Source organism: Coralloluteibacterium thermophilum, from assembly GCF_042654365.1.
Taxonomy (GTDB): Bacteria; Pseudomonadota; Gammaproteobacteria; order Xanthomonadales; family Xanthomonadaceae; genus Coralloluteibacterium; species Coralloluteibacterium thermophilum.
The window spans coordinates 1-25,161 of record NZ_JBHSGG010000006.1 but is presented as its reverse complement, the minus strand read 5'-3'; the positions used below and the strand labels follow the sequence as shown (position 1 = coordinate 25,161).

General features: G+C 68.7%; 19 protein-coding genes and 1 pseudogene. 9 read left to right on the top strand and 11 right to left on the bottom strand.

Annotated elements, in window-relative coordinates; translation table 11 throughout:
- Positions 1-114 precede the first annotated feature (114 nt).
- Positions 115-1,218 carry a Glu/Leu/Phe/Val dehydrogenase dimerization domain-containing protein gene (locus ACFO3Q_RS03515; RefSeq protein WP_377003256.1) on the bottom strand — a complete coding sequence of 368 codons (1,104 nt, stop codon included), beginning with the start codon at positions 1,216-1,218 and terminating at the stop codon, positions 115-117.
- 394 nt (positions 1,219-1,612) lie between these two features.
- Here ACFO3Q_RS03515 and ACFO3Q_RS03510 point away from each other — a divergent pair, with 394 nt between their 5' ends.
- Positions 1,613-2,686: an alkene reductase gene (locus ACFO3Q_RS03510; protein WP_377003255.1), complete on the top strand. Its 1,074-nt coding sequence runs from the start codon at positions 1,613-1,615 to the stop codon at positions 2,684-2,686.
- Between the two features lie 130 nt (positions 2,687-2,816).
- Positions 2,817-3,965, top strand: a complete 1,149-nt coding sequence (locus ACFO3Q_RS03505) for a serine hydrolase domain-containing protein (protein WP_377003260.1) — start codon at positions 2,817-2,819, stop codon at positions 3,963-3,965.
- A 35-nt stretch (positions 3,966-4,000) separates the two neighbouring features.
- On the opposite strand, the gene ACFO3Q_RS03500 is transcribed toward ACFO3Q_RS03505, so the two are convergent.
- Positions 4,001-4,426 (bottom strand): FKBP-type peptidyl-prolyl cis-trans isomerase, encoded by a 426-nt coding sequence (locus ACFO3Q_RS03500; RefSeq protein WP_377003254.1) that lies wholly within the window; start codon positions 4,424-4,426, stop codon positions 4,001-4,003.
- A 218-nt stretch (positions 4,427-4,644) separates the two neighbouring features.
- On the opposite strand from ACFO3Q_RS03500, the gene rlmKL reads away from it, so the two are divergent.
- Positions 4,645-6,783, top strand: coding sequence for a bifunctional 23S rRNA (guanine(2069)-N(7))-methyltransferase RlmK/23S rRNA (guanine(2445)-N(2))-methyltransferase RlmL (rlmKL, locus tag ACFO3Q_RS03495; RefSeq protein WP_377003253.1), 2,139 nt, complete (start codon positions 4,645-4,647; stop codon positions 6,781-6,783).
- Positions 6,784-7,420: 637 nt separating this feature from the next.
- Here the strand turns inward: rlmKL and ACFO3Q_RS03490 are convergent.
- The 7 genes from ACFO3Q_RS03490 to ACFO3Q_RS03460 all read right to left on the bottom strand — a co-directional run bounded on the left by ACFO3Q_RS03490 (position 7,421) and on the right by ACFO3Q_RS03460 (position 13,249).
- On the bottom strand, positions 7,421-7,810 hold the full coding sequence (locus tag ACFO3Q_RS03490; protein WP_377003252.1) for a VOC family protein: 390 nt from the start codon (positions 7,808-7,810) through the stop codon (positions 7,421-7,423).
- Positions 7,811-7,870: 60 nt separating this feature from the next.
- The gene (locus ACFO3Q_RS03485; protein ID WP_377003251.1) at positions 7,871-8,494 is read right to left on the bottom strand and encodes an RNA polymerase sigma factor; all 624 of its coding nucleotides are present in this window, start codon (positions 8,492-8,494) and stop codon (positions 7,871-7,873) included.
- 42 nt (positions 8,495-8,536) lie between these two features.
- A complete protein-coding gene (nfi, locus tag ACFO3Q_RS03480; protein ID WP_377003250.1) occupies positions 8,537-9,247 on the bottom strand; it encodes a deoxyribonuclease V in 711 nt (236 codons plus the stop codon).
- Between the two features lie 112 nt (positions 9,248-9,359).
- Positions 9,360-9,995 carry an HAD hydrolase-like protein gene (locus tag ACFO3Q_RS03475; protein WP_377003249.1) on the bottom strand — a complete coding sequence of 212 codons (636 nt, stop codon included), beginning with the start codon at positions 9,993-9,995 and terminating at the stop codon, positions 9,360-9,362.
- 5 nt (positions 9,996-10,000) lie between these two features.
- Entirely contained in the window at positions 10,001-11,605 is a 1,605-nt protein-coding gene (locus ACFO3Q_RS03470; protein ID WP_377003248.1) for an AbgT family transporter, read from the bottom strand.
- A gap of 73 nt (positions 11,606-11,678) precedes the next feature.
- Positions 11,679-12,074 carry a fluoride efflux transporter CrcB gene (gene crcB / locus ACFO3Q_RS03465; protein WP_377003246.1) on the bottom strand — a complete coding sequence of 132 codons (396 nt, stop codon included), beginning with the start codon at positions 12,072-12,074 and terminating at the stop codon, positions 11,679-11,681.
- A gap of 659 nt (positions 12,075-12,733) precedes the next feature.
- Positions 12,734-13,249 (bottom strand): hypothetical protein, encoded by a 516-nt coding sequence (locus ACFO3Q_RS03460; protein ID WP_377003244.1) that lies wholly within the window; start codon positions 13,247-13,249, stop codon positions 12,734-12,736.
- Positions 13,250-13,492: 243 nt separating this feature from the next.
- On the opposite strand from ACFO3Q_RS03460, the gene ACFO3Q_RS03455 reads away from it, so the two are divergent.
- On the top strand, positions 13,493-15,349 hold the full coding sequence (locus ACFO3Q_RS03455; RefSeq protein WP_377003242.1) for an ABC transporter ATP-binding protein: 1,857 nt from the start codon (positions 13,493-13,495) through the stop codon (positions 15,347-15,349).
- Positions 15,350-16,608: 1,259 nt separating this feature from the next.
- Here ACFO3Q_RS03455 and mfd read toward each other — a convergent pair.
- Positions 16,609-20,109, bottom strand: a complete 3,501-nt coding sequence (gene mfd, locus ACFO3Q_RS03450; protein WP_377003240.1) for a transcription-repair coupling factor — start codon at positions 20,107-20,109, stop codon at positions 16,609-16,611.
- A gap of 276 nt (positions 20,110-20,385) precedes the next feature.
- Positions 20,386-21,391: pseudogene (locus ACFO3Q_RS03445) on the bottom strand (integron integrase); the annotation flags it as partial.
- Between the two features lie 171 nt (positions 21,392-21,562).
- Between ACFO3Q_RS03445 and ACFO3Q_RS03440 the strand changes: the two are divergent.
- From ACFO3Q_RS03440 to ACFO3Q_RS03420, 5 genes are all read left to right on the top strand, one after another.
- Positions 21,563-22,186, top strand: a complete 624-nt coding sequence (locus tag ACFO3Q_RS03440) for a hypothetical protein (protein ID WP_377003239.1) — start codon at positions 21,563-21,565, stop codon at positions 22,184-22,186.
- 114 nt (positions 22,187-22,300) lie between these two features.
- A complete protein-coding gene (locus ACFO3Q_RS03435) occupies positions 22,301-22,720 on the top strand; it encodes a hypothetical protein (protein WP_377003238.1) in 420 nt (139 codons plus the stop codon).
- 4 nt (positions 22,721-22,724) lie between these two features.
- Positions 22,725-23,228, top strand: coding sequence for a hypothetical protein (locus ACFO3Q_RS03430; protein ID WP_377003237.1), 504 nt, complete (start codon positions 22,725-22,727; stop codon positions 23,226-23,228).
- Between the two features lie 70 nt (positions 23,229-23,298).
- Complete coding sequence (locus ACFO3Q_RS03425; RefSeq protein WP_377003236.1) at positions 23,299-23,676, top strand: hypothetical protein; 378 nt, start codon at positions 23,299-23,301, stop codon at positions 23,674-23,676.
- Between the two features lie 998 nt (positions 23,677-24,674).
- A complete protein-coding gene (locus ACFO3Q_RS03420) occupies positions 24,675-25,091 on the top strand; it encodes a hypothetical protein (protein ID WP_377003235.1) in 417 nt (138 codons plus the stop codon).
- The last annotated feature ends 70 nt before the right edge of the window (positions 25,092-25,161 follow it).

Below are 25,161 nucleotides of genomic sequence, written 5' to 3'. Positions count from 1 at the left end.
CCTCAGTTGTGGCGTGGCGCGCGTCTGCCGGCGCGCCTCTCGTCTTTCGTCGCGGCACCGCCGTCGCGGCCCACAAAGAACGACGCGGCCGTGGAGGCCGCGTCGTCGTGTGCGTCACTGGCCGCGCATGCGCCCCTGGAAGCGGGGCGTGCCGTTGCCCATGTGCGGCAGGCGGATCTTGCCGATGGTGGCGATGCGCTCCTCCGCCATGCGGTCGGCCGCCTTGTAGGTCGGGATGCCGTCGCGCTTGGCGATCTCGAAGATGCGGCCGAGGTTGTAGTAGATCGTGCGCATCATGCGCATGGCGCGCTCGCGGTTGTAGCCGTCGATCTCGAGCGAGACGTTCATCAGGCCGCCGGCGTTGACGGCGTAGTCGGGCGCGTACAGCACGCCGCGGCGCGCCAGTTCGTCGCCGATGGCGTCGGTGGCGAGCTGGTTGTTGGCTGCGCCGCAGATGACCTTCGCCTTGATGCGGTCGATGGTCTTCTCGTTGAGCGTGCCGCCCAGCGCGGTCGGGGAGTACACGTCGACGTCCACGTCGTAGATCTCGTCGAGGCCCACCGCCTCGGCGCCGAACTCGTCCACCGCGCGCTGCACGTTGGCCTGGTTGATGTCGGTGACGTAGACCTTGGCGCCGCGGTCGCGCAGCAGCTTCACGAACTCCATGCCGACGTGGCCCACGCCCTGCACGGCGTAGCTGTACTTGCCCACGTCCTCGTTGCCGAACTGCACGTTGAGCGCGGCCATCAGGCCCTGCAGGGTGCCGAAGGCGGTGAACGGCGAGGGATCGCCGGAGCCGCCGTGGACCTGGTGCACGCCGGTCACGAACTCGGTCTCGCGGAACACGTACTCCATGTCGTTGACGTCGATGCCGACGTCCTCGGCCGTGATGTAGCGGCCGTTGAGCGAGTTGACGAAGCGGCCGAAGGCGCGGAACAGCGCCTCGGACTTGTCGGTGTTCGGGTCGCCGATGATGACGGCCTTGCCGCCGCCGAGGTTGAGGCCCGAGACCGCCGCCTTGTAGGTCATGCCGCGCGACAGGCGCAGCACGTCGTTGAGCGCATCCTGCTCGCTCGCGTAGGACCACATGCGGGTGCCGCCGAGGGCCGGACCGAGAACCGTGTTGTGGATCGCGATGATGGCCTTCAGGCCAGCGTCCTTGTTGTGGCAGAACACGACCTGCTCGTGGCCGGTGGTGGCAAGCGTCTCGAAGATCATTGATTGCTCCGTTGCTGCGGACGCGGCGTGCGCGGCTGCGCGGCGTCTGCCTGAGGGCGGTTGTCCGCAAGCAATTGAAAGGATTGGGGTTTTCGCCGTGCCGCGGCATGGGCGGGAAATCGGCGCGCGATAGTGTAAAGCAATCGCCCGTTGCCGCGGCGACGCCGGAAAGCCGTTTCGCGCCAATCGCTTGCGTATTGTTGCGCTGCGTCCCGCAGGGCGTGCCGGGATCCGCGGGCCGCGGCGCGACGCAAGCTGCGGCGCATCATTGCGTCCGCGGCGCCCGCCGGCCCTTCGCATCGCTGCAGCGCAGTGTTGCAGGAGCCCGGCTTCTGCTGGCGGCGCGCGTCGCCATGTGGAGAGGCCCACCTCCGCTCCGACAGGAACCGCATCCATGCCCACGCTGTCCGATCCGATCGCCTTCGGCGACTTCTCCCTCCGAAACCGCGTCGTCATGGCGCCGCTGACGCGCTCGCGCGCTGCGGGCGGCGGCCGGGTGCCGAACGACCTCATGGTCGAGTACTACCGGCAGCGCGCCGGCGCGGGCCTCATCCTTTCCGAGGCGACCGCGGTCACCCCCATGGGCGTGGGCTATGCCGACACCCCCGGGATCTGGTCGGAGGAGCAGGTCGCGGGGTGGAGGAAGGTCGTCGATGCCGTGCATGCGGAGGGCGGCCTGATCGTGCTGCAGCTCTGGCACGTGGGACGCATCTCCGATCCGTCCTTCCTCGACGGGCAGGCGCCGGTGGCGCCGAGCGCGATCGCCGCCGAGGGCCACGTCAGCCTGCTGCGGCCGAAGCGCCCCTACCCGGTGCCGCGCGCGCTGGAGCTCGACGAGATCCCGGGCATCGTCGAGGCCTACCGCGTCGGCGCGGAGAACGCGAAGAAGGCCGGCTTCGACGGCGTCGAGATCCACGGCGCCAACGGCTACCTGCTCGACCAGTTCCTGCAGAGCGCGAGCAACCGGCGCACCGACGCCTACGGCGGCAGCATCGAGAACCGCGCGCGCCTGCTGCTCGAAGCGACCGATGCGGCGATCTCGGTCTGGGGCGCGGGCCGCGTCGGCGTGCACCTGGCGCCGCGCGGCGATTCGCACAGCATGGGCGACAGCGATCCCGCGGCGACCTTCGGCTACGTGGCCGAACAGCTCGGGCGGCGCGGCATCGCCTTCCTGTGCGCACGCGAGCGGCCGGGCCCGGACAGCCTCGCGCCGATGCTCAAGCAGCGCTTCGGCGGCGCCTTCATCGCCAACGAGGGCTTCGACCGCCCCACCGCCGAGGCCTGGCTGGCCGAGGGCAAGGCGGACGCCGTCGCCTTCGGGGTTCCCTTCATCGCCAATCCCGACCTCCCGGCACGCCTGGCGGCGGATGCGCCGCTCAACCCGCCGCGGCCGGAGCTGTTCTACGGCGGCGGGGCGGAGGGCTATACCGACTACCCGACGCTCGACGAGGTTGCGGCCACGGCCTGAGCCGGCACGCGCGCATGACCGACGGCAGGGGCGGGTGCCTCTGCCGGCGGACACACTCCGTCGTCCCTTCACATGGAGACGACCGCATGCGCAACCTGCTCGCGCCCGCCCTGATCGCCCTGGCCGCGCACTGCCCTCCACGGCGGCGGCCGCATCCGAGGCGCTGGCGCGCATCGAGGCCAACGCGCGCGCGACGCATTCCGACGCCGTCCTGGTGATGCGCGACGACGAGGTCCTGCTCGACCTCGACGCCCGTGCGGAGGTCGCGCCGATCGAACTGATGTCGGCGACCAAGTCCATCGTCGCGCTCGCGGTCGGCCGTCTCCTGTTCGACGGGCACCTGGCCTCGCTGGACGAGCCGGTGCATGCCTTCTTCCCCGAGTGGAGGCAGGGACGCAAGCGCGACATCACCGTGCGCATGCTGCTCGACCACACCTCGGGCCTGCAGAACGTCGGCAATACCGACCTCGAGATCTACCCGGCGCCGGACGTGGTCCGGCTCGCGCTCGCGGCCGAGCTGGAGGCCGATCCCGGCACGCAGTACGCCTACAACAACAAGGCGACCAACCTGCTGTCGGGCGTCGTCGAGCGCGCCTCCGGCGAGCGCATGGACCGCTACCTCGCCCGGACGCTGTTCGAGCCGCTGGGGATCGTCGCGGGGCCGTGGTACACGGACGAGGCCGGCAATCCGCACGGCATGGCGGGCCTGCCGCTCACCGCGCGCGACGCGGCGCGGCTCGGTCGGCTGGTGCTGGACCGCGGGCTCGCGCCCGACGGCACGCGGCTCCTCGACGAGGACTTCATCGAGGCGATGCTCGCCCCGAGCGCGCGCAGCGCCGACGTCGGCCTTCTCTGGTGGCGCATCCCGCGCTGGGAACGGTACGACTTCAACCCGGGCGCCCTGGCGGCGCTGCGGGAGCGGGGAGCGGACCCGGCCTTCGTCGAGGCGCTCGCGCCGCTGGAGGGGCAGCGCTTCGACAGTCGCGACGCCACCTTCGCCGCGCTCCAGACGCACATCGGGGGCAGCGACTGGACCGCGCGCTACGAGGAGGAGGTGTCCGGCCGCGGGTTCCGGTTCCGCGACATCTTCTCCAGCAGCCGCGGCGAGGTGGTGGCCTACCGGGCGGTCGGCTATCTCGGCCAGACCATCGTCGTCGTGCCGGAGAAGCGGCTGGTGGCGGTGCGCCAGATCGTCAACCGCCGCGAGGCGCACGTCTCGCCGCACGACGACTACCCGGGCTTCACCGCAGACGTCCTCGCACTGGCGGAGGCGCTGTAGCGGGGCGGCCCGGCCCGGGCAGCCCGGCGTCCGGATCAGCGCTGTTCGAGGTCGTGCAGCTCGATCTCGAACACCAGCGAGGCGTAGGGCGGGATCGCCGGCGGCGCCCCCTGGGCGCCGTAGGCGTCTTCCGGGGGCAGCAGCAGCCTGCGCTTGCCGCCGATGCGCATGCCGATCATCCCTTCGTTCCAGCCGCGGATGAGGCGGCGGCTGCCGATCATCATCACGAAGGGGTTCTCCGGGTCGAGCGAGGCGTCGAACTGCCGGCCCTTCTGGTCCGGCTGGGTCGGGTCGTAGAGCCAGCCCGCGTAGGTCACGGAGGCGTGCATGCCCTCCAGCGCCATGTGCCCCTCGCCGACGCGCTCGTCGATGATGGTGAGCTGGTCCACGCGCGCCTGGGCGGCGGCGGGGAGGGCGGGGATCGCGAACAGCAGGGCGGCGAGGACGAGCAGGCGGGGCATGGCGGGCGGTACTGGGTTGCGGGGAGCGGGGCAGTTTAGGGCCTGGAAGGCTGGAAGCGGGAAGCGGGAAGCGGGAAGCGGGAAGCGGGAAGCGGGAAGGGGGAAGCGGGGAAGCGGGGCAGAGGGCAGAGGGTGGGGCCGGCGGCGGGGTTGCGTTTCCGGCTGCGGGCGGGCGGCGCATCCGCGACAATGGCCGGCCTTTCCGCCTCGGCATCTCCATGAAGTTCTTCGTCTCCTGCGCCAAGGGCCTGGAATACCTGCTCGTCGACGAGCTGGTCGCGCTGGGCGCCGCGCGCGCGACCGCGACCACCGCGGGTGCCAACGTCGAGGGCGAGGCCGAGGCCGCCCATCGCGCGGTGATGTGGTCGCGCCTGGCCAGCCGCGTGCTGTGGCCGCTGGCGGACTTCGAGTGCGCCGACGAGGACACCCTCTACCGCGGCGTCAGCGCCATCGACTGGTTCATGCACCTGGCGCCGGAAGGCACGCTGGCGGTGGACGCGCACGTCTCCGGCAGCGGCATCACGCATGCGCGCTTCGCCGCGCAGCGGGTCAAGGATGCGGTGGTGGACCGCATCCGCAACGAGACCGGCGCGCGGCCCTCGGTCGACGTGGAGCATCCCGACCTGCGCCTCAACCTCGTCGTCCGCAAGGGGCGCGCCATCCTCTCGGTCGATCTCGGCGGCGGCCCGCTGCACCGGCGCGGCTGGCGCGGCGCGCAGGGCGAGGCGCCGCTGAAGGAGACCCTGGCCGCGGCCATGCTGCTGCGTGGCGGCTGGCCCGCCGTCTACGCCGACGGCGGAGCCCTGCTGGATCCCATGTGCGGTTCGGGCACCCTGCTGATCGAGGGGGCGGCCATGGCCGCCGACGTGGCGCCGGGCCTGCTGCGTCTCGGCGCCGCTCCGCCCACCGACTGGCTCGGCTTCGACCCCGCGCTGTGGACGCGCATCCGCGAGGAGGCCCTGGCGCGCGAGGCCGCGGGCCGGGCTGCGTTGCGCGCCGACGCCATCCACGGCAGCGACGCGGATCCGCAGGCCATCGCCGCGGCGCGTGCGAACGCGCAGGCGGCCGGTTTCGCCGACGCGATCGGATTCGCCGTGCGCGAGGTCGGCGCACTGCCGCCGCAGCCCGCCCGGGGCCTGGCGGTGTGCAATCCGCCCTACGATGCGCGGCTCGCCGCCGATGCGCAGCTCTATCGGCAGCTGGGCGATGCGCTGGCGCAGGCCGCGCCGGCATGGCGCGCGGTGCTGCTGTGCGGCGACGCCGACCTGGCCTTCGCCACCGGCCTGCGCGCGAAGAAGCGCTACACCCTCTTCAACGGCGCGCTGGAGTGCACGCTGATCGTCGCCGATCCGGTCCGGCCGCCGGCACGCGCGCCGCGACCGGAGGCGCCCCTGGGCGACGGCGCGCAGATGGTCGCCAACCGCCTGCGCAAGACCCTGCGCGCATCGAAGGCGTGGCGCGAGCGCGAGGGCGTGACCTGCTGGCGCGCCTACGACGCCGACCTGCCGGAGTATGCGGCCGCCGTCGATGTCTATACCGAGGACGGCGGCGCCGGACGGGTGTTCGCGCACGTGCAGGAGTACGCCGCCCCGGCGCAGATCCCGGAGGAGACCACGCGCCGCAGGCTCGGCGAACTGGTCGCCGCGGTGCGCGACGTGTTCGGGATCCCGCGCGAGCAGGTGGCGATCAAGACCCGTCGCAAGGGCAAGGGCGGCGCCAAGTACGGACGCATGGACCAGCGCGGCGAGTTCGTCGTGGTGCGCGAGGGTGGCCTGCGCCTGCGCGTGAACCTGTTCGACTACCTCGATACCGGCCTGTTCCTCGACCATCGTCCGCTGCGCCTGCGCATCGCGCGCGAGGCGCGGAACCTGCGCGTGCTCAACCTGTTCGCCTACACGGGCGCGGCCACCGCGCACGCGGCCGCGGGCGGCGCGAAGAGCACGACCACGGTGGACCTCTCCGCCACCTACCTCGGCTGGGCTGCCGAGAACCTCGCGCTCAACGGCATCGCGGGTCCCATGCACCAGCTGGTGCAGGCGGACGTCATGGCCTGGCTCGCCGCCGACCGCGGGCGCTACGACCTGATCTTCTGCGACCCGCCGACCTTCTCGAACTCGGCCAAGGCGGCCGACTTCGACGTGCAGGCCCGCCACGTTCCCCTGCTCCAGGCCGCGCTCGCACGGCTGTCGCCCCAGGGCGTGCTGATCTTCTCCAACAACTTCAGGCGCTTCCGCTTCGACGAAGCGGCCTTCGCCGGCATCGCCGAGGTCCGCGAGATCAGCGCCGAGACGATCCCCCCGGACTTCGCCCGCGACGCGCGCATCCACCGCGCCTGGGAGCTGCGGCGGGTGGTGTGATCCTTCGAGGAGCGGGGGACGGGGAGCGGGGAGCTGAAAGCGGGAAGCGGGAAGCGGGAAGCGGAGGGAGGCACGACCGCGCATCCTCACCCCATTTCGCTCTTTCCCGAGGTGGCGCGCTGCGCGTTCACCCCCATCCCCGCCTTCCCCCGCAGGCGGGGGAAGGAGCCGGTCGCGCGAGCGTGGAGCTGCTTGCGTCATGGCGGACCTCCCACGGGACGTACCCTCTCCCGCCGAAGCGCAACCCGCTCCCTCCCTCGCGGACAAGCGGGGGAGGGTTGGGGTGGGGGCGCTTTCCAGCGAGAAGCGAGACATGAGGAGTGAGGCACGAGGGAGGAGCAAACTGCCCGCCTCGTTTCTCATGCCTTTCTGTTCACTCCTCAAGCAGCGCGCTGCGCGCGTTCACCCCCATCCCGGCCTTCCCCCGCAGGCGGGGGAAGGAGTCGACCGCGTCAACGTGAAGGTCCTCTCCCGTACTGGTTTCGGATGAGCACGGCGCCTCCCGCCGAAGCGCGAGCGGCTCCCTCCCCCGCGGACAGCGGGGGAGGGTTGGGGTGGGGGCGCTTTGGGCGGGGAGCTGGCGTTGACGCGGAAGCATGATCGCGCCCCTCGTTTCTCACTTCCCTCCACTCACTCCTCAGGCAGCCCTCGGCAGCGTCCCCGCCTGGTACATCGACAGCACGTGCCCGTCGGGGTCGGCGAAGTCCGCGGTCCAGCCGCCGGGCGCTTCGCTCACCGGCGTCACGATGGGCACGCCGGCGCGCGCCAGCGCTTCGACGACCGTGTCGATGCCGCCCTCGGCGAGGTCGAACACCACCACGGGCGAGTTGCCGGGCGACGTCTCGCCCTGGAAGAACAGCACCTCCACGCCGCCGTCGAGCACCGCCAGCAGGAAGTCGCCGTTGGTGTGCGCGTCGCCCGCCTGGCGGACGAGCGGCAGGCCGATGCGGTCGCGGTAGAAGGCCTCGCTGCGGGCGAGGTCGGCGACGTTGAAGACGATGGCGCCGATGCGCGGCTTGGGAATCATGGTCTGGCTCTCCTTGGGGCCGCGGCGCCCGCGCGGGATCGCGGGGCGGGGCGGCGGATGTCAGTTGCCGCGAGGGGCCGGAACGTGAGCGCGCACGAGCAGTGGATGCCCGTCGGGATCGAGCGTCGCCAGCCGCGCCTGCGGGCGTTGCTGCAGGAGGCCGCGCAAGGCGCGGCGCAGCAGCCCGAGCGCGCGCACGTCCGTGGGCGCCTCCGCGGCGACGAGGCCGCGCCCGGCGTCGTCCGCCGTCCAGGCGTTCCAGGCGCGCCTGAGCGCGGAGAGCCGCTGGCGCAGCGCGACATCGCGCAGGCCGAGGAGATGGGCGATTTCTCCACGGCCGTAGCCGGCCGAGAGCAGGACCGCCACCTGGCGCTGGGCGCGCGGCAGGCGCTCGACGAAGGCCCAGGGCGGACGCCGCGGCGCCGGCGCTCCCGGTGCAGGAACGACGCTGGCCTCGCGTGCGCGGCGGCGCGCGGCGGTGCGCGCGAGGAAGGCGGCGCGCCGGCGGAGGACGCCGTGCATCCATGCGCGTCCGCTCGGCTGGGCGAGGTCGTGGCGGCCCACGCGCACGGCCTCCAGCAGCGCGTCCTGCAGCAGGTCCTCGGCGTCCTCGCGGCCGGTGCCATAGCGCCGCGCGCAGGACAGCAGCTCGGCATAGACGGCGGGGGAGAGACGGGCGCGCATCCGCCGACTGTAGCGGCGCACCGCGGGGCGCGTCAGCCGTCCTCAGTCCGCCGTCGCGGCGCGCCGCGAGGCCAGGCGGTCGGCGAGGCGGGTGGGTTCGGGCAGGCGGTAGCGGGTCAACGCCCGCACGACGCGGTCGAGGGCATCGCGCATGGAGACGCGGTGGCCGGGCGAGACCACCAGGGGCCGGCAGGCCCGCTTGCTGCGCAGCACCCAGCCGATCTGCTCGCCCTCGTGTTCCAGCGGCACGTGCGCGCCGGGCTCGTCCCGGAGCGGCCCGTGGTCGCCGCAGAGGATGCTCTTGGCCACGCCGATGCAGGGCAGGCCGGTGGCCACGCCGAAGTGCGCGGCGATCCCGAGCCGCCGCGGATGGGCGATGCCGTGGCCGTCGACGAAGGCGAGGTCTGGCACCGCGGGCAGACGGCCCAGCGCCTCGACCAGGGCCGGCAGTTCGCGGAACGAGAGCAGCCCGGGAACGTAGGGCATGCGCGTCGGCACCCGGACCAGCGCCTCGGCGAGCGGCTGCAGGCTGTCGGCGTCGAGCAGGACCGCCGCGGCCCGGGTGATGCTGCCGCCGTCCTCGAAGCCGACGTCGAAGCCGGCGAGCGTCCGCAGCGCGGGTCCGGGCGGGGTTTCCAGCGCGACGCGTGCGGCGAGGTCCACCTGCAGGCGGCGGGCGTCGCGGATGGTGCCGTCCCAGCCGGCCAGCGCGGGGTGCGTCTCGTAGCGTTTCATCGGCGGGGAGCATCCCATCCGCGATGCAGGAGCGAGTGAAGAGGAGGGGGAACCGGCGGGCATGGCGATGCCCTTCCTCGTGTCCCGTCCGCTGCGCCGAGCCGCTGCCGGGAGGCAGGCTGTCGCCGCCTCAGAGCGTGGCGATCTCGGCTGGTTCCCGCAGCAGGTGTTCCGGCGACGCCGCCTCCAGGGTGCGGGTGTCGGCGTAGCCCCAGGCCACGGCGGCGAACGGCAGCCGCACCGCCCGGGCCGCCTCCACGTCGCGCAGTTCGTCGCCGACGTAGATCGCATCGGTCGGCTCCACGCCCGCGCGCCGGAGCAGGCCGCGCAGGCGCCGGTGCTTGCCGAACAGCGAGCTGCCGCACTCGGCATGGGCGAACAGCGACCACAGCGGATCACCGAGCACGCTGCGCACGTTGTCCGGCGCGTTCGAGGTGACGATGGCCAGGGCCACACCGCGCGCGTGCAGGGCATGCAGCGCCTCGGCGACGCCCTCGAACAGCCGCACCTCGTGGATGCGCTCGGCCATCAGCCGGTGCATGCGCGCCATGATCTGCGGCGCCTTCCACATCGGCACGCCCAGGTGCCGCATCAGCGCCCTGGGCTCCATGCCGCGCAGGCGTTCGAGGTCGTCGTGCTCGATCGGCATGAAGCCGTATTCCAGGGCCACCACGTCGAGCAGGTCGAGCACGAGCGGAAACGAATTGGCGAGGGTGCCGTCGAAGTCGAAGGCGACCAGCCGATAGGGTCCGTGCGTGCGACCCATCCGCCTCAGCCTCCCACGCCGTAGTGGGTCGGGGCGCCGGGACCGACCGGCAGGCCCAGCCCGAACACCCAGAGGAAGAACAGCGCCGTCCAGCCGAAGAAGAACACGACCGAGTAGGGCAGCATCATGGCGATGAGGGTGCCGACGCCGAGGTCGCGCTGGTAGCGCGCGGCGAAGGCCATGATCAGGCCGAAGTAGCTCATCATCGGCGTGATGACGTTGGTGACCGAGTCGCCGATGCGGTAGGCCGCCTGGATCACCTCCGGGCTGTAGCCGACCAGCATCAGCATCGGCACGAAGATGGGCGCGGTGACCGCCCACTGCGCCGAGGCCGAGCCGAGCGACAGGTTGATCAGCCCGCACATCGCGATGAAGGCGAAGAACACCAGCGGCCCGGTCAGCCCGATGCCCTGCAGCAGGTCCGAGCCCACCACCGCGAGCACCTGGCCGAGCTGGCTCCAGTTGAAGAAGGCCACGAACTGCGCCGCGAAGAACACCAGCACGATGTAGAGGCCCATCGTGCCCATCGACTTCGCCATGGCGGCGATCACGTCGCGGTCGTTGCGGAACACGCCGGTCAGCGCGCCGTAGACGATGCCGGGCACGGCGAAGAACACGGCGACCAGCACGACGATGCCGGTGAGGAAGGGACGCAGGCTGCCGAGCGTGTCGTCCACGCCCGGCAGGCGCAGCCAGCCGCCCTCGGGCACCACCAGCGCGGCGATCAGGATCGCCATCCCGGCGGCGGCCAGCCCGGCCCAGCGCAGCGCGCGGCGCTCCGGTGCCGACAGCGGATCCATGCTCACCGCTTCGGCGTCGGGATCCAGCTGCCTGGGGTCGTAGGGACCGAGCTTGGGCTCCACGATGCGCGCCGTGACGAACCAGCCCATCAGCGTGACCGCGAAGGTGCTGGCGATCATGAAGTACCAGTTGACCGCGGCATGCACCTCGTAGGCCGGGTCGATGAGGCGCGCCGCCTCCTGCGTGATGCCGGCGAGCAGCGGGTCGACCGTGCCGATCAGCAGGTTGGCGCTGTAGCCGCCGGAGACGCCCGCGAAGGCGGCGGCGAGGCCGGCCAGCGGATGCCGGCCCAGGGCGTGGAAGATGGCCGCGGCGAGCGGGATCACCACCACGTAGCCCATTTCCGAGGCCGTGTTGGAGAGGATGGCGGCGAACACCACCACCACGGTCACGAGGTTCTTCGGCGCGCCCAGCACCAGCGACTTGATCGCCGCGGCCAGCAGGCCGGAGCGTTCGGCGATGCCCACCCCGAGCATGGCGACCAGCACCGTGCCCAGCGGCACGAAGCCGGTGAAGTTGGTCACCAGGTTGGTGACGATGCGGCGCAGGCCCTCGGCGTCGAGCAGGCTGATCACCCGGATCACCCCGTCGGCCGCGCGTCCCGCCGTGCCCTCCGGTCGTGGATCCGGCACGCTCACCCCCAGCGCACCGAGCAGCCCGGACAGGAGCACGATGAGCAGGGCCAGCAGGGCGAACAGCGTGACCGGGTGCGGCAGCAGGTTGCCGAGCCATTCCACGGTGTTGAGCAACCGCGTGGTCCAGGTCGGCGAGGAGGTGGGCGCGGTGGGGCTCGCGTCCTTCTGCGTCATCGTCACATCCGCTGAGGGCAGCAGGCGAGTCTAGCAAAGGCGTCGCGCGATGCCGTTGCGCGCTGCGGCGGACTCAACCGGAGCGGGCAGCCACCGCGCCGAAGCCGATCCACACCAGCGCCAGGCCCAGCAGCACGCTCAGTCCGACGTAGGAACCCGCCACCAGCCATTCGCCGCGCCGGAGCAGATGGAGCGTTTCCAGCCCGAAGGCCGAGAACGTGGTGAAGCCGCCCAGCAGCCCGGTCATCAGCAGCAGGCGGGTCTCGGCCGAGAACAGCCCGTAGCGCTCGCCCGCGCCCGCGAGGAGACCGATGGCGAGGCAGCCCGCGAGGTTCACGACGAACGTGCCCAGCGGAAAGCGCCAGGACACCGTGTGGTGCAGCACCCAGCCCGACAGCGCGAAACGCGCGGCCGAACCCAGGGCGCCGCCCAGGGCGACCAGGCCGAGCGAGGGAAGCGTGGGAGACATGCGCGGATTCCGGCGGTCGGGGCGGTCAAGCCTAGCGGGCGACGGGTGGTGTTCGTGAGGGTGGCGGTGCGGCCGAGGCAGCCGGGCCCCCCTCGGTTCCCTCGCCCGGACAGCGGGGCAATGGTGTTGCAGGCTGGAGCGATGGATCAGGAGCGAAGCGCGAGCACGCGGCGGGTGAGTCTTTTGTTTGTTGCTCGTTTCCGCCCACACCTCGAGCAGCGCGCTGCGCGCGCCTCACCCCCATCCCGGCCTTCCCCCGCAGGCGGGGGAAGGGGCCTGGTTGCGGAGGAGTGAGGGATTGAGGAGTGAGAACGAAAGAAAGCACGACTGCGTTCCTCATTCCTCCCACTCACTCCTCAAGCCCGACCAGCTCCCTCCCCCGCGGACAGCGGGGGAGGGTTGGGGAGGGGGCGCTTTTCGGCGAGGAGCGAGAGATGAGGAGTGAGAAACGAGTGAGGCGCGACAGCTTGCCCTCGTTCTTCTCCAAGCACTCCTCAGCAGCGCGCTGCGCGCGTTCACCCCATCCCAGCCTTCCCACGCAAGCCCGACCGGCTCCCTCCCCCGCGGACAGCGGGGAGGGTTGGGGAGGGGCGCTTTTGCTTTGCTCTGCCCAAGCCCCAAGCCCCAAGCCCCAAGCCCCAAGCCCCAGGCCCAGCCCCTCACCTCCCCAGCGCGATCGCCAGGGCCACCACGCAGGCGAGGCCGGCGCCGAGGAGGAAGGCGGGCCAGGGGAGGGTGTCCGGCAGTCCCGCGGCGGTCCGTGCCTGCCGCACCGGCGCGGATCGCAGCAGCCGGTAGACGACCCCGAGCAGCACGAGGTGCGCGAGGCCGCGCAGCAGCGGCACGCCGTCCACCGCGAAGTCCGTGCGCAGGGCGTCGATCCACACCGCCGGCGGTTTCAGGACGGGCAGCAGCACGGCGAACACCGCGATGCCGAAACCGATGCCGAACGCGGCGTACCACGTCGCGGCGCGTGCCCCGGCGAGGCTGCGGCGCAGCAGCCACAGCCCGAGCGCGGCGCCGACGAGCTCGACCAGGATGCCCGGGACCGGCGAGCGCCCCGCCGGCGGAAGGGCGAGCGCGAAGCCGATGTTGACCAGCGCCACGACCACGAGCACTGCGCCGGCGAGGCGCAGTTTGCGGGCGGCGGCCTGCGACGGGAGGGTCGGACTCATGCCGGGCAGGCGCCGGAGCGCCGGGGAGGGGAGGACGGATCGCACATCCGCACGATTGTAGGCGTGCGGGTTGCGTGGGGTTGACCTCGAGCGCACTCGAGGTTCGAGACTGCGCCGGTCGATCCGCGGAACGTCACGTCGCGACGGCGGCCGCTCAGCCCCCGGCTGGCAGACTATGCGGTCCCCTTGCGGACGCCCCGCGGTCCGGCCGTCCCGCGTCCCTTCTTCCGCCCCGGAGAGCCCATGTTCCGTTGGTTCGAACGCCGCCTCGACCCCTTCCCCGCGCTGCCGGCGACCCAGCCGCCGCGCGGCCTGGTCGCCTTCTGCCGCCACTACACGCGCGGCGCCGGCCCCTGGCTGCTGGCGATGGCGGTCCTCGGGGCCGCCATCGCGGTGGGCGAGGTCGCCGTCTATGCCTACCTGGGCTCGCTGGTGGACCGTCTCGCCGAGCACGGGCCCGAGGGCTTCCTCGCCGCGGAGGGGCGCACCCTGCTCGGCATCGGCGTCGTCGTCCTGCTGGGTCTGCCGCTGGCCATGCTGCTGAGTTCGCTGGTGATCCACCAGACCCTGCTCGGCAACTTCCCGATGCGCATCCGCTGGAACGTGCACCGCTACCTGCTGCGGCAGTCCATGAGCTACTTCCAGGACGAGTTCGCCGGACGCATCGCCACCAAGCTGATGCAGACCTCGCTCGCCGTGCGCGAGACGGTGATCAAGCTGCTCGACGTCGGCGTCTACGTGCTGGTCTATCTCGGCGGCGCGCTCGCGGTCGCGGCCAGCGCGGACTGGCGGCTGATGCTGCCCTTCGTCGCCTGGGCGGTCTGCTACGCGGCGCTGATGAGCTACTTCGTGCCGCGCCTGAGCCGTGTCGCGACGACCCAGGCCGATGCGCGCTCGGTGATGACCGGCCGCATCGTCGACAGCTACACCAACATCGCCACGGTGAAGCTGTTCTCGCACTCCCAGCGGGAGCAGGCCTACGCGCGCGACGCGATGGACGGCTTCCTCGTCACCGTGCATCGCCAGATGCGCCTGGCCACCGCCTACAACGCGCTGAACTACCTGCTCAACATGCTGCTGCTGTTCGCGATCGCGGCGCTCGGCATCTGGCTGTGGCGGCAGGGCGCGGTGACCACCGGCGCGATCGCGGTGGGCATCGCCTTCGCGCTGCGCATCCTCGGCATGTCGCAGTGGATCATGTGGGAGATGTCCGCGCTGTTCGAGAACATCGGCACGGTGCGCGACGGCATCGGCTCGATCTCGGTGCCGCCCACCGTGGAGGACGCCCCCGGCGCGAAGGCGCTGCCGCCGGTGCGCGGCGCGATCGACTTCGAGGGTGTCGGCTTCCACTACGGCAAGGGCAGCGGCGTGATCGAGCGGCTGGACCTGCACGTGCGCGCCGGCGAGCGCATCGGCCTGGTCGGGCGTTCCGGCGCGGGCAAGTCCACCCTCGTGAACCTGCTGCTGCGCTTCCACGACCGCGAGTCCGGGTCGATCCGCATCGACGGCATCGACATCGCGACGGTCACCCAGGAATCGCTGCGCGCGCAGATCGGCATGGTCACCCAGGACACCTCGCTGCTCCATCGCTCCGTGCGCGAGAACATCCTCTACGGCCGTCCCGACGCGACCGAGGCCGAGATGATCGAGGCCGCCAGGCAGGCCCGTGCGCACGACTTCATCCTGGAACTGGTCGACGCGCAGGGCCGCCGCGGCTACGACGCCCACGTCGGCGAGCGCGGCGTGAAGCTCTCCGGCGGGCAGCGCCAGCGCATCGCCATCGCCCGGGTGCTGCTCAAGAACGCGCCCATCCTGGTGCTGGACGAAGCGACCTCGGCGCTGGACTCGGAGGTCGAGGCCGCGATCCAGGAGAACCTGGCCACCCTGATGCAGGGCAAGACCGTCATCGCCATCGCGCACCGGCTCTCCACCATCGCCGCGATGGACCGCCTGATCGTGATGGAGCAGGGCCGTATCGTCGAGGAGGGCACGCACGCCCGGCTCGTCGCCGGCGACGGCATCTACGCCCAGTTGTGGCGCCGCCAGTCCGGCGGCTTCATCGACCCGGGCGTGGTCGCGGAGGCCGAGGTGGTGGACTGAGGAGTGAGTGAAGAGAAGTGGGGAGCGAGGGACGGGCAACCGCCTTCTGCGTTTCTCACTCCTCATGGTTCGTTCCTTGCCAAGAGCGCCCCCACCCCAACCCTCCCCCGCTGTCCGCGGGGGAGGGGGCTGATCGGGTTGGAGGAGTGAGAAACGAGGCCGGGCCACGGCGCTTTCCCTACGTTTCGCACTTCTCATGTCTCACTCCCCGCCCAAGAGCCGCTCCTTCCCCCCGCCTGCGGGGGGAAGGCCGGGATGGGGGTGAGCGCGTGCAGCGTGCATGGGCTGTGCGGGGCGCGAGGTGGAGGCGTAGCGCCGATGTAGTCCACGCGTCCGGACACGGCGACCTGCCTGCAACCCCGTAGGAGCGGCTTCAGCCGCGACCTGGGGACCTCGGTGCAGAAGACCGATCGCGGCTGAAGCCGCTCCTTCCCCCGCCTGCGGGGGAAGGCTGGGATGGGGGTGAGCGCGCGCAGCGTGCATGGGCTGTGTGGGGGTGCAAGGTGGAGGCGTAGCACCGACGTAGTCCACGCGTCCGGACACGGCGACCTGCCTGCAGCCCCGTAGGAGCGGCTTCAGCCGCGACCTGGGGACCTCGGTGCGGAAGACCGATCGCGGCTGAAGCCGCTCCTACGGCCCGCGGGCGTTCAAGGCCACCATCAGCGCGCGGGCGCACTTGATGCGGGCCTGGGCGTCGGGCAGGTCCATCTTCAGGCGCAGCTTCCCTCGCCCAAGAGCCGCTCCTTCCCCCGCCTGCGGGGGAAGGCCGGGATGGGGGTGAGCGCGCGCAGCGTGCATGGGCTTGCGGGGTCGCGAGGTGGGAGGCGTAGCGCCGACGTAGTCCACGCGTCCGGACACGGCGACCTGCCCTGCAACCCCGTAGGAGCGGCTTCAGCCGCGACCTGGGGACCTCGGTGCGGAAGACCGATCGCGGCCGAAGCCGCTCCTACGGCCCGCGGGCGTTCAAGGCCGCCATCAGCGCGCGGGCGCACTTGATGCGCGCCTGGGCGTCGGGCAGGTCCATCTTCAGGCGCAGCTTCCCTCGCCCAAGAGCCGCTCCTTCCCCCGCCTGCGGGGGAAGGCCGGGATGGGGGTGAGCGCGCGCAGCGTGCATGGGCTGTGCGGGGCGCGAGGTGGAGGCGTAGCGCCGACGTAGTCCACGCCTCCGGACACGGCGACCTGCCTGCAACCCCGTAGGAGCGGCTTCAGCCGCGACCTTGGGACCTCGGGCGGAAGACCGATCGCGGCTGAAGCCGCTCCTACGGCCCGCGGGCGTTCAAGGCCACCATCAGCGCGCGGGCGCACTTGATGCGCGTCTGGGCGTCGGGCAAGTCCATCTTCAGGCGCAGCTTCGTCGGGCCGTCGAGCTGGTAGGCCTTGGGCTGCTGCTGGACGAGCTTGATCACCGCCATCGGGTCCACGTTCGGCTTCTCGTCGAAGACCACGCGCCCGCCGTTCTCGCCGAGGTCGATCTTGCGGATGCCCAGCCGGTCCGCATCGAGCTTCAGCTCGGCGGCGGCGAACAGGTGCTTGACCGGGTCCGGCAGCAGGCCGAAGCGGTCGATCATCTCGACCTGCAGCTCGTGCAGGCCCTGGCTGTCCCTGGCGCTGGCGATGCGCTTGTACAGGGTGAGGCGTGCGTGCACGTCGGGCAGGTAGTCGTCCGGGATCAGCGCAGGCACGTGCAGCTCGACCTCGGCACCGTGGTCGATGTCGGTGTCGAAGTCCGGGATCTTGCCGCGCTTGATCGACCGCACCGCGCGCTCCAGCAGCTCGGTGTAGAGGCTGAAGCCGATCTCGGCGATCTGGCCGGACTGGCCCTCGCCGAGCAGCTCGCCGGCGCCGCGGATCTCGAGGTCGTGCGTGGCGAGGGTGAAGCCCGCGCCCAGCTCCTCGAGCGAGGCGATGGCCTCCAGCCGCTTCTCCGCGTCCGCGGTCATGGCCTTGCGGTCGGGCACCACCAGGTAGGCGTAGGCGCGGTGGTGGGAGCGCCCGACGCGCCCGCGGAGCTGGTGCAGCTGCGCCAGGCCGAAGCGGTCGGCGCGATTGATGACGATGGTGTTGGCGTTCGGGTTGTCGATGCCCGACTCGATGATCGTGGTCGAGACCAGCACGTTGAAGCGCTGGCGGTGGAAGTCGACCATCACCGCCTCCAGTTCGCGCTCGGGCATCTGCCCGTGGGCGAAGCGGATGCGCGCGTCCGGCACCAGTTCGCCCAGCTCGCGCGTCATGCGCTCGATGGACTCGACCTCGTTGTGCAGGAAGTAGACCTGCCCGCCGCGCGCCAGCTCGCGCTGGAAGGCTTCCTTCAGCATCCCGCTGTCCCACGGGGTGATGAAGGTCTTGACCGCGGTGCGGTGCGCCGGAGGCGTGCCGATGATGGACAGCTCGCGCAGGCCCGACATCGCCATGTTGAGCGTGCGCGGGATCGGCGTGGCGGTCAGGGTCAGCAGGTGCACCTCGGCGCGCAGGGCCTTCAGCGCTTCCTTCTGGCGCACGCCGAAGCGCTGCTCCTCGTCCACGATGACCAGCCCGAGGTCCTTGAAGCGCACGTCCTTCTGCAGCAGGCGGTGGGTGCCGACGATGACGTCGATCTGCCCGGCGGCGAGCTTGTCCAGCTCCGCCCTGATCTCCTTGGTGCTCTTGAAGCGCGACAGCACCTCGATGCGGATCGGCCAGTCGGCGAAGCGGTCGCGGAAGTTGCGGTAGTGCTGCTCGGCCAGCAGCGTCGTCGGCACCAGGATGGCGACCTGCTTGCTGGCGGTGGCGGCCACGAAGGCCGCGCGCACCGCGACCTCGGTCTTGCCGAAGCCCACGTCGCCGCAGACCACGCGGTCCATCGGCAGCGAGCTCTGCAGGTCGCGGATGACCGCCTCGATGGCGGCGAGCTGGTCGGTGGTCTCCTCGAAGGGGAAGCCCGAGGCGAACTGCTCGTACATGCCGCGGTCGAAGTCGAGCGCCAGCCCGGCGCGGGCCTGGCGCTTGGCCTGGATCTCGAGGAGTTCCGCGGCCACGTCGCGCACCTTCTCGGCAGCGCGCTTCTTGGCCTTCTCCCAGGCCTCGCCACCGAGCGAGTGCAGCGGCGCGGTCTCCACCGACGCGCCGGAGTAGCGGCTCACCAGGTGCAGTTGCGCCACGGGCACGTAGAGCTTGTCGCCCTTGGCGTACTCGATCTCGAGGTATTCCGCGGGCGTGCCCCCGGCGGCCAGCGTGATCAGCCCGCGATAGCGGCCCACGCCGTGGTCGGCATGGACGATGGGCGCGCCCTCGGACAGCTCGGTGAGGTCGCGGATGATGGATTCGGGGTCCCGCCCCGCGCGCCGGCTGCTGCGCCCGCGCGGCCCCGTGGCGCGCTCCGGGAACAGCTGGCGCTCGGTCAGCACGGTGAGCGGCGGCGCGGTGAGCGCGAAGCCCTCGTCGAGCGCCGCGGCGGTGATCGCGAAGCGGGTCTCGCCGCCGACGAAGGCCGGCCAGTCCGCGAGCGTCTCAGGGTAGAGCTCCGCCGCGTGCAGCTGCTCGGTCAGCGCTTCGCGCCGGCCGGGCGAGTCCGCGGCGATCAGCACGCGCCCGGGGTAGGCGGAAAGGAAGGACTTCAGCGCCGCGGCCGGCGCCTCGTTCTTGCCCGCGATGGGAACGTTCGGCGCGGGCTGCAGGCCGAGCGGCAGGGCGTCCTTGGCGCGTGCGTGGTTCGCGCCGCAGACCTCGATGCGCGGCAGCCGGTTGAGGCGCTCGCGCAGTGCGTCCGGCGGCAGGAACAGCTCGGCGGGCGGCAGCACGGGCCGCTCGATGTCGTGCCGGCGCTGTTCGTAGCGCGCGGCGGTCTGGGCCCAGAACGCCTCGGCCGCCTCGCCCACGCCCTCCGTCAGCACCACCAGCGGGTCGTTGCCGAGGTAGTCGAAGAGGGTGGAGGTCGCGTCCTCCGCATCGCCGCCGCGCGGCGGATCGAAGAACAGCGGCAGGTAGTACTCGATGCCGGCGGGCGCGCTGCCCTCCCGCAGGTCCTGCAGCAGCGGCGAGCGGCGCAGGTCGATGTCGAAACGCTCGCGCAGGCGTTCGCGGACGCGTTTCGTGGTGGCCTCGTCGAGCGGGAACTCGCGCGCCGGCAGCAGGCGCACCGCGTCCACCGTCTCCTGCGAGCGCTGGGTCTCGGGATCGAAGCTGCGGATGGAGTCGATCTCGTCGTCGAGCAGCTCGATGCGGTAGGGCGTGATGGTGCCCATGGGGAAGAGATCGAGCAGGGCGCCACGCACCGCGAAGTCGCCCGGGTCGAGCACCTGCTGCACGTTGCGGTAGCCCGCGGCCTGCAGGCGGGCCTTCTCCGCATCGAGGTCGAGCCGCGCGCCGCGCCGCACGTCCAGCGCGTTGCCCGCCACGAAGCGCACCGGCGCCAGGCGCTGCATCAGCGTCGCCGCAGGCACCACCAGCACGCCCGCCTTGGCGGACGGCAGTGCGTAGAGCGCCGCGATGCGCTGCGAGACCACGTCCGGGTGCGGGCTGAACAGGTCGTAGGGCAGGGTTTCCCAGTCGGGGAACTGCAGCACGGGCAGCGACGGGTCGTCGCCGATGAAGGCGCGCAGGTCGTCCTCGAGCTGGTTGGCCGAATGGGTATCGGGAGCCACGACCAGCAGCGGGCCGCGATGCGCCCGGGCCGCCTCGGCCAGCATCAGCGCCAGCGCACTCGCGGCCGCCGGCGCCTGCCAGTACGCGCGCTGCTGGCCCGCGCGCGGCAGGGGAGGAGAGGGGAGCGGGGAGGTCTTCATGAAGCGGTGCAGTTTAGCGCGGGGCACCCCTGCATGGGCCGTGGGGACGAGGAATGGCAGTCCGCTCAGCGCGCCCGTTCCCTGCGCCGCCGCCCGCGATGCGGGTGGCCGCCATCACCGTCATGCCGCGCCGTTCCTGTCGCCCGGCTCCTTTTCCGTCATGCCGCGCCCATCCTCGTCATTCAGCTCCATGCTTGTCATCGAGCGGCAGCGAGACGCTGCGGGCAACACCCTCTGCCACCTCCGTGATGCAGCCTTCCGCCCTGCTACGTATGCGTCCATCGGACTCCGCACTCCGCGGCCTCCGCGGTTCAGTACATGTGTATAGATTCGTGTCGTGGCGACATCCTTGTGACCCGGCAATTCCTCGATGGTGCGGATGTCGCAGCCGTCCTCCAGCAGGTGGGTGGCGAAGGAGTGGCGCAGGGTGTGGCAGGAGGCCGGCTTCGCGATGCCCGCGCGGTGTACCACCGTCTTCATCCGCCGCTGTACCGCCGACTCGTGCAGATGATGGCGCCCGATCCGCCCGCTGCGCGGATCCATGCTCGGCCGTGACGCCGGAAACACGTATCGCCATGCCGATTCGCTCGCCGTCGCCGGACATTTGCGCGCGAGTGCGTCCGGAAGCCAGACCGTGCCGAAGCCAGTGGCGAGGTCGCGCGCATGGGTCTGCCGCACCTCCGCCAGCCGGATCAGCAACGGCTCGACGAGCCGTGCCGGCAGCACGGTGTGCCTGTCCCTGTCGCTTGCCGTTGCGCACCGTCAGCTCGCGTCGGACGAGCTCCACGCCCTTGATCCGCAGCCGCAGGCATTCCAGCAGGAGCAGGCCGCTGCCATACAGCAGGCTCGCGACGAGCCATTCCGCACCGTCGAGTTCGGCCAGTACCGCCGCCACCTCGTCGCGCGTCAGCACCGTCGGTACGCGCTGCGGCCGTTTCGCGCGCTGTATGCCGTCGAGCCAGGGCAGCTCCCGTTCGAGCACTTCGCGATACAGGAAGAGCAGTGCCGAGAGTGCCTGGTTCTGCGTGGAGGCCGATACGCGGCCATGGACCGCCAGCTCCGTCAGGAAGGCCTCCACCTCCGGTGCGCCCATCGACGCCGGGTGCCGCTTGCCGTTGGCCAGGACGAAGCGCCGGATCCAGCAGATATAGGCCTCTTCCGTCCGCGGCGAAAGCCCGAGCCGCCGCACGCGCGCACGGACCCGGTCAAGAAGGCGCGGGGCCCGGGGCACGGCGCCGCCCCCGGGGCGTGGGTCATCGTGCTGAGCAGCAGTCTCGTCCATGGGCGCCATCCTGGCCAGGGAAAGACTGCGAGCTTAGGCTGCAGGATTAGGCCGCGGGAGCGCTGCAGGCCGTTGATAGGGGGAGGGATTTTCCTACTGCCTTGCAGTAGTGAAGTGGGTTAGGCTGCAGAACTAGGCTGCACTTCGCAGTCGAATAGGTGTTAGCTGTCTATGGAAGACTCACTTAAACCCAGCGTCAATGGATTCGCAGCCGACCCGTTTGGCTACAGCGCACTCGCATGGCACAAGTGGGGTCTGCTGGCCACGGCGAATGGACACCCTATTGATATATCCAAGCCGCCAACCATCACAGATTTGAAGAACCCAGTCCTCTGGCTCAGCCATGCCCACGCGCTGTCAGAGGCCGCAGTTCACCTGGTGAGAAATCCACCGAGCTTTGACAGCTTTCCACAAGAGCTGAGAACCATCTGTCATAGCCAGTACCACGCGGTAGCTCTAATGCTTGTTGGTTACAGCCTCGAAGTCTGCCTGAAGGCCATGATCCTACTTAGGCTCGGCGCGGACGAGTTCACTAAGCAAGAAAAGGATCATTTCCACCACAAGCTGGAAGAACTTTCCGCTTTCATCCCAAACCTAGACGAGAAAGACAAGGCAATCCTTAAAGGGCTCTCTCATTTCGTGGTCTGGGCCGGCCGCTATCCAGACCCAGGATCAAAGCGCGTGAGTAACGCCGTCGATGTGTTTGACATCTCTGAGCAGTACGAGATAAGCGGAAAGGACCTTTTTGGCCTATCCGCAAGAATAATGAAGCATGTTCAGGCAGTTGTCGGCTAGACAGCTAACAATTCATTCAAGCCGACGCCGCTTCGCGGCGCGGCTTAATTCAGGCGTTAGGCTGTTTTGGTACGCTAGCGTTAAATTTGCAAATCAAATGAGGATAAAATTCTAATGTCGCAGAAGCTAATGCTGGTTAAATACGAGCTAGAGGATAACATTCCTGTCGACGAAAGCTCAGAAAATTTGATGTCGTCATATGCTCCCGCCGAACTTATCGACTGGGCAATAAAGAAAAGATTGATTTCCGAAATGAAGATAAGGGAGTCATCAGGAGAGCCCGCCGATGTGCCAATCTCCATAATAGATGACAGTAAAAATAGTCACCTAGAAATTATTTTTCAACATGTTGAAGATGAGTTGATTAGGCATATAGAGGGCGCGCACTCTCATATCTCTGGGGGCGTACTGATACCCAAAGAACTTGATAATCATTTTTCAACTCTTCACGCCTGGCTAGAAGTGCGCAACACCCTTAAGGAGAAGAAAGAAAAATATAACAACAACTGCAATATCAAGCTTGTTGTAGGGTAGCGCGATGTCAAAAAACTCAGAAAAAGGAAGAAAAGGGGAGCTTGCGGTAACTGGCATACTCGCCAATATAGGAGTCCATGAGTCAAACATAGAGGTTGTTAGGGCCAATACAACCACAACACCTGAAAGTGGCGTAGATATAGCACTCAAATGTCCGCATAACTTATCTCAAAAACTTGATGAAATCGTGAGTAATGGAAGCTCAGAAACTGCCTTGGCAAACTCGCAGATTGATGTTCGAGTTCAAGTAAAAAATTACTCTGGCCCGATAAATAAAGCAGTCGCTCAAAGTTTTATAGATGACATCCAAAAGAATAAAAATTACGCCGAACACTGGTTGGTCGGTGGAACTAGGCTAACAAAAGGCGCGCAGGAAGTTTTAGAAAAAGCGAATGAAGTCGCCCCTGTGAAATGCTACACAGCCCCAGATATAGAAAAAATACAGATTCAGTATCCTGCAATACCTTTCGCAGAAATTAATGGAGCTGGGAGAAAAAATGAAGAATAGCCTAACAAGTCAATGCATCGGACGGCGTACCGCCGCCGCTGATTTCCAACGTTAGGCGCTAGGGGAACATATGAGCTACGACTTGATGGTTTTTGATCCTTCCTCTGCCCCAAAGGGCCGCGAGTCCTTTCTGGCCTGGTATGACCAGCAAACTGAGTGGGGAGAGGGGCATGGCTACGGTGACCCGGCGGTTACGACGCCCGCGCTGCAAGCGTGGTACCAAGAGATGATTCAGTTCTTCCCAGCAATGAATGGTCCATTCGCGGTTGATTCGGATGCGCCGGAGGTAACCGATCACTGTGTGGGCAGGAGCATCATCTATTCAACGTTCGCATGGTCAGTCGCGGAGCAAGCCTATGCCAAGACACGGGAGCTTGCCGCAAAACATCGAGTTGGCTTCTTTGACGTTAGCTCCGGTGACGGTGAGATTATATTCCCATCAGCTTAGCTGTCTCATTTGGCGCGCTATTCACAAACACCTCTGGCTGCGCGCCTAACAATTCATTCAAGCCGACGCCGCTTCGCGGCGTGGCTTAACTCAGGTGTTAGGCCGCATGTCAGATTCTCACCGCAACAAGGACTTCTTCAGACTCCGCATCCTGTCAAAAAAAGATGGCCGCTCTTTTGCCGGAGATTGAGCATGCCAGTGAGCTTCCAGAGCAGTCCTTTGCAATGACTCTTCCTGAGTATTAAGCTCTTGAGGCAGAGTTTGACCGAATTTGGGCAAAGTACGGCTTCAAGAGCATGGTCATGGATCGGCGCAGGCGCGTTTCAACCCGCAAAGCAAACCAAAGGGGCCAGCGGGCTCTTGCGCGGGCCGAGAAACGCTCGGCGCGAGACAGCCTCCGACTCGCACTGATCAGGGAGCTGTCCCAATGACGGGGTTACGGCCTAACAGTTCATTTAAGCCGACGCCGCTTCGCGGCGCGGCTTAATTCAGGCGTTAGGGTTCATATGTCCGAATCTGTTCAGGTCCGCGTTACTGTCAACCGAGATAGTGTCTGCGCTGGGGATGACATGGCATCCCATGAGGCAGGATTCTTTATTCTGCCTTCCTCCAGCGTACTCGATCTTATTCATAACGCCTTGCAAGCGTGTACTCTCGCTAGCATCGCGGGCGGTCGAGCTACTTGGCTCATTGGTGTCGGAGGTTCAAGCAACTGCATCGGTGTCACGGCTCAGCAATGGGATCAGCCAAAGCTGCTGATTCCATTGAGCGCGACCGTAGCGGACTTGTTGCTCGGTCAGAAACCTTCTCTGTACTTCCGCTACTGGTGTCAGATCGATCCGGATGCGGTGTTTTCCGCTCTTCAATAAGGCGGACCACTACCCAGCAAGTACTCGCAGTGAGTTCTGGTAGTTCATTCAAGCCGGCGCGACTTCGCAGCTGGGATCAATTCGGGCGTTAGGCAGGGTCTTGGGTGCAGAATGCAGAAGCGAATTGCCTTGACGAAGATCTGGTCCGACGAGGGCCTGGTCGAGCTACGTATCCTCGTGACGAACGAGGAATCGTCGTTCTCGAATACCGTCTATGTCGGCGAGGCCGTGCTTCGGGAAATGGCAGGCGAGCTTTTGGTCTTCCGCAACCACGTGGACGGCGAAATCAAAGACATACGGCTCGGAGAGTTCGGGCCGGAGTACGCGAACGGTGCCTTCCATGCTCGGTTTCATTTCCGCGCTCCAGGTAAAATCTTCATCGCAACGCACCAGCAGTCCGAGTTCAGCGCATTCTCGATGGGTGAAGTCGCGGGCGAAGCGAAGATGTACTTGGTCAGCGAGCCCGTCCTGCTCGACAACTTCATCTCAGCGCTCAAGCGACTGGCAAGTGGCGCAGATGAGCAGGCGACTCTTGTCTGCATCTAGTGGTCTATTGAGTCGGCCCTGAAGAATCCGCCTCTCATCCCCGTGCGGGTACCGTTGGCTGCGATCCAGC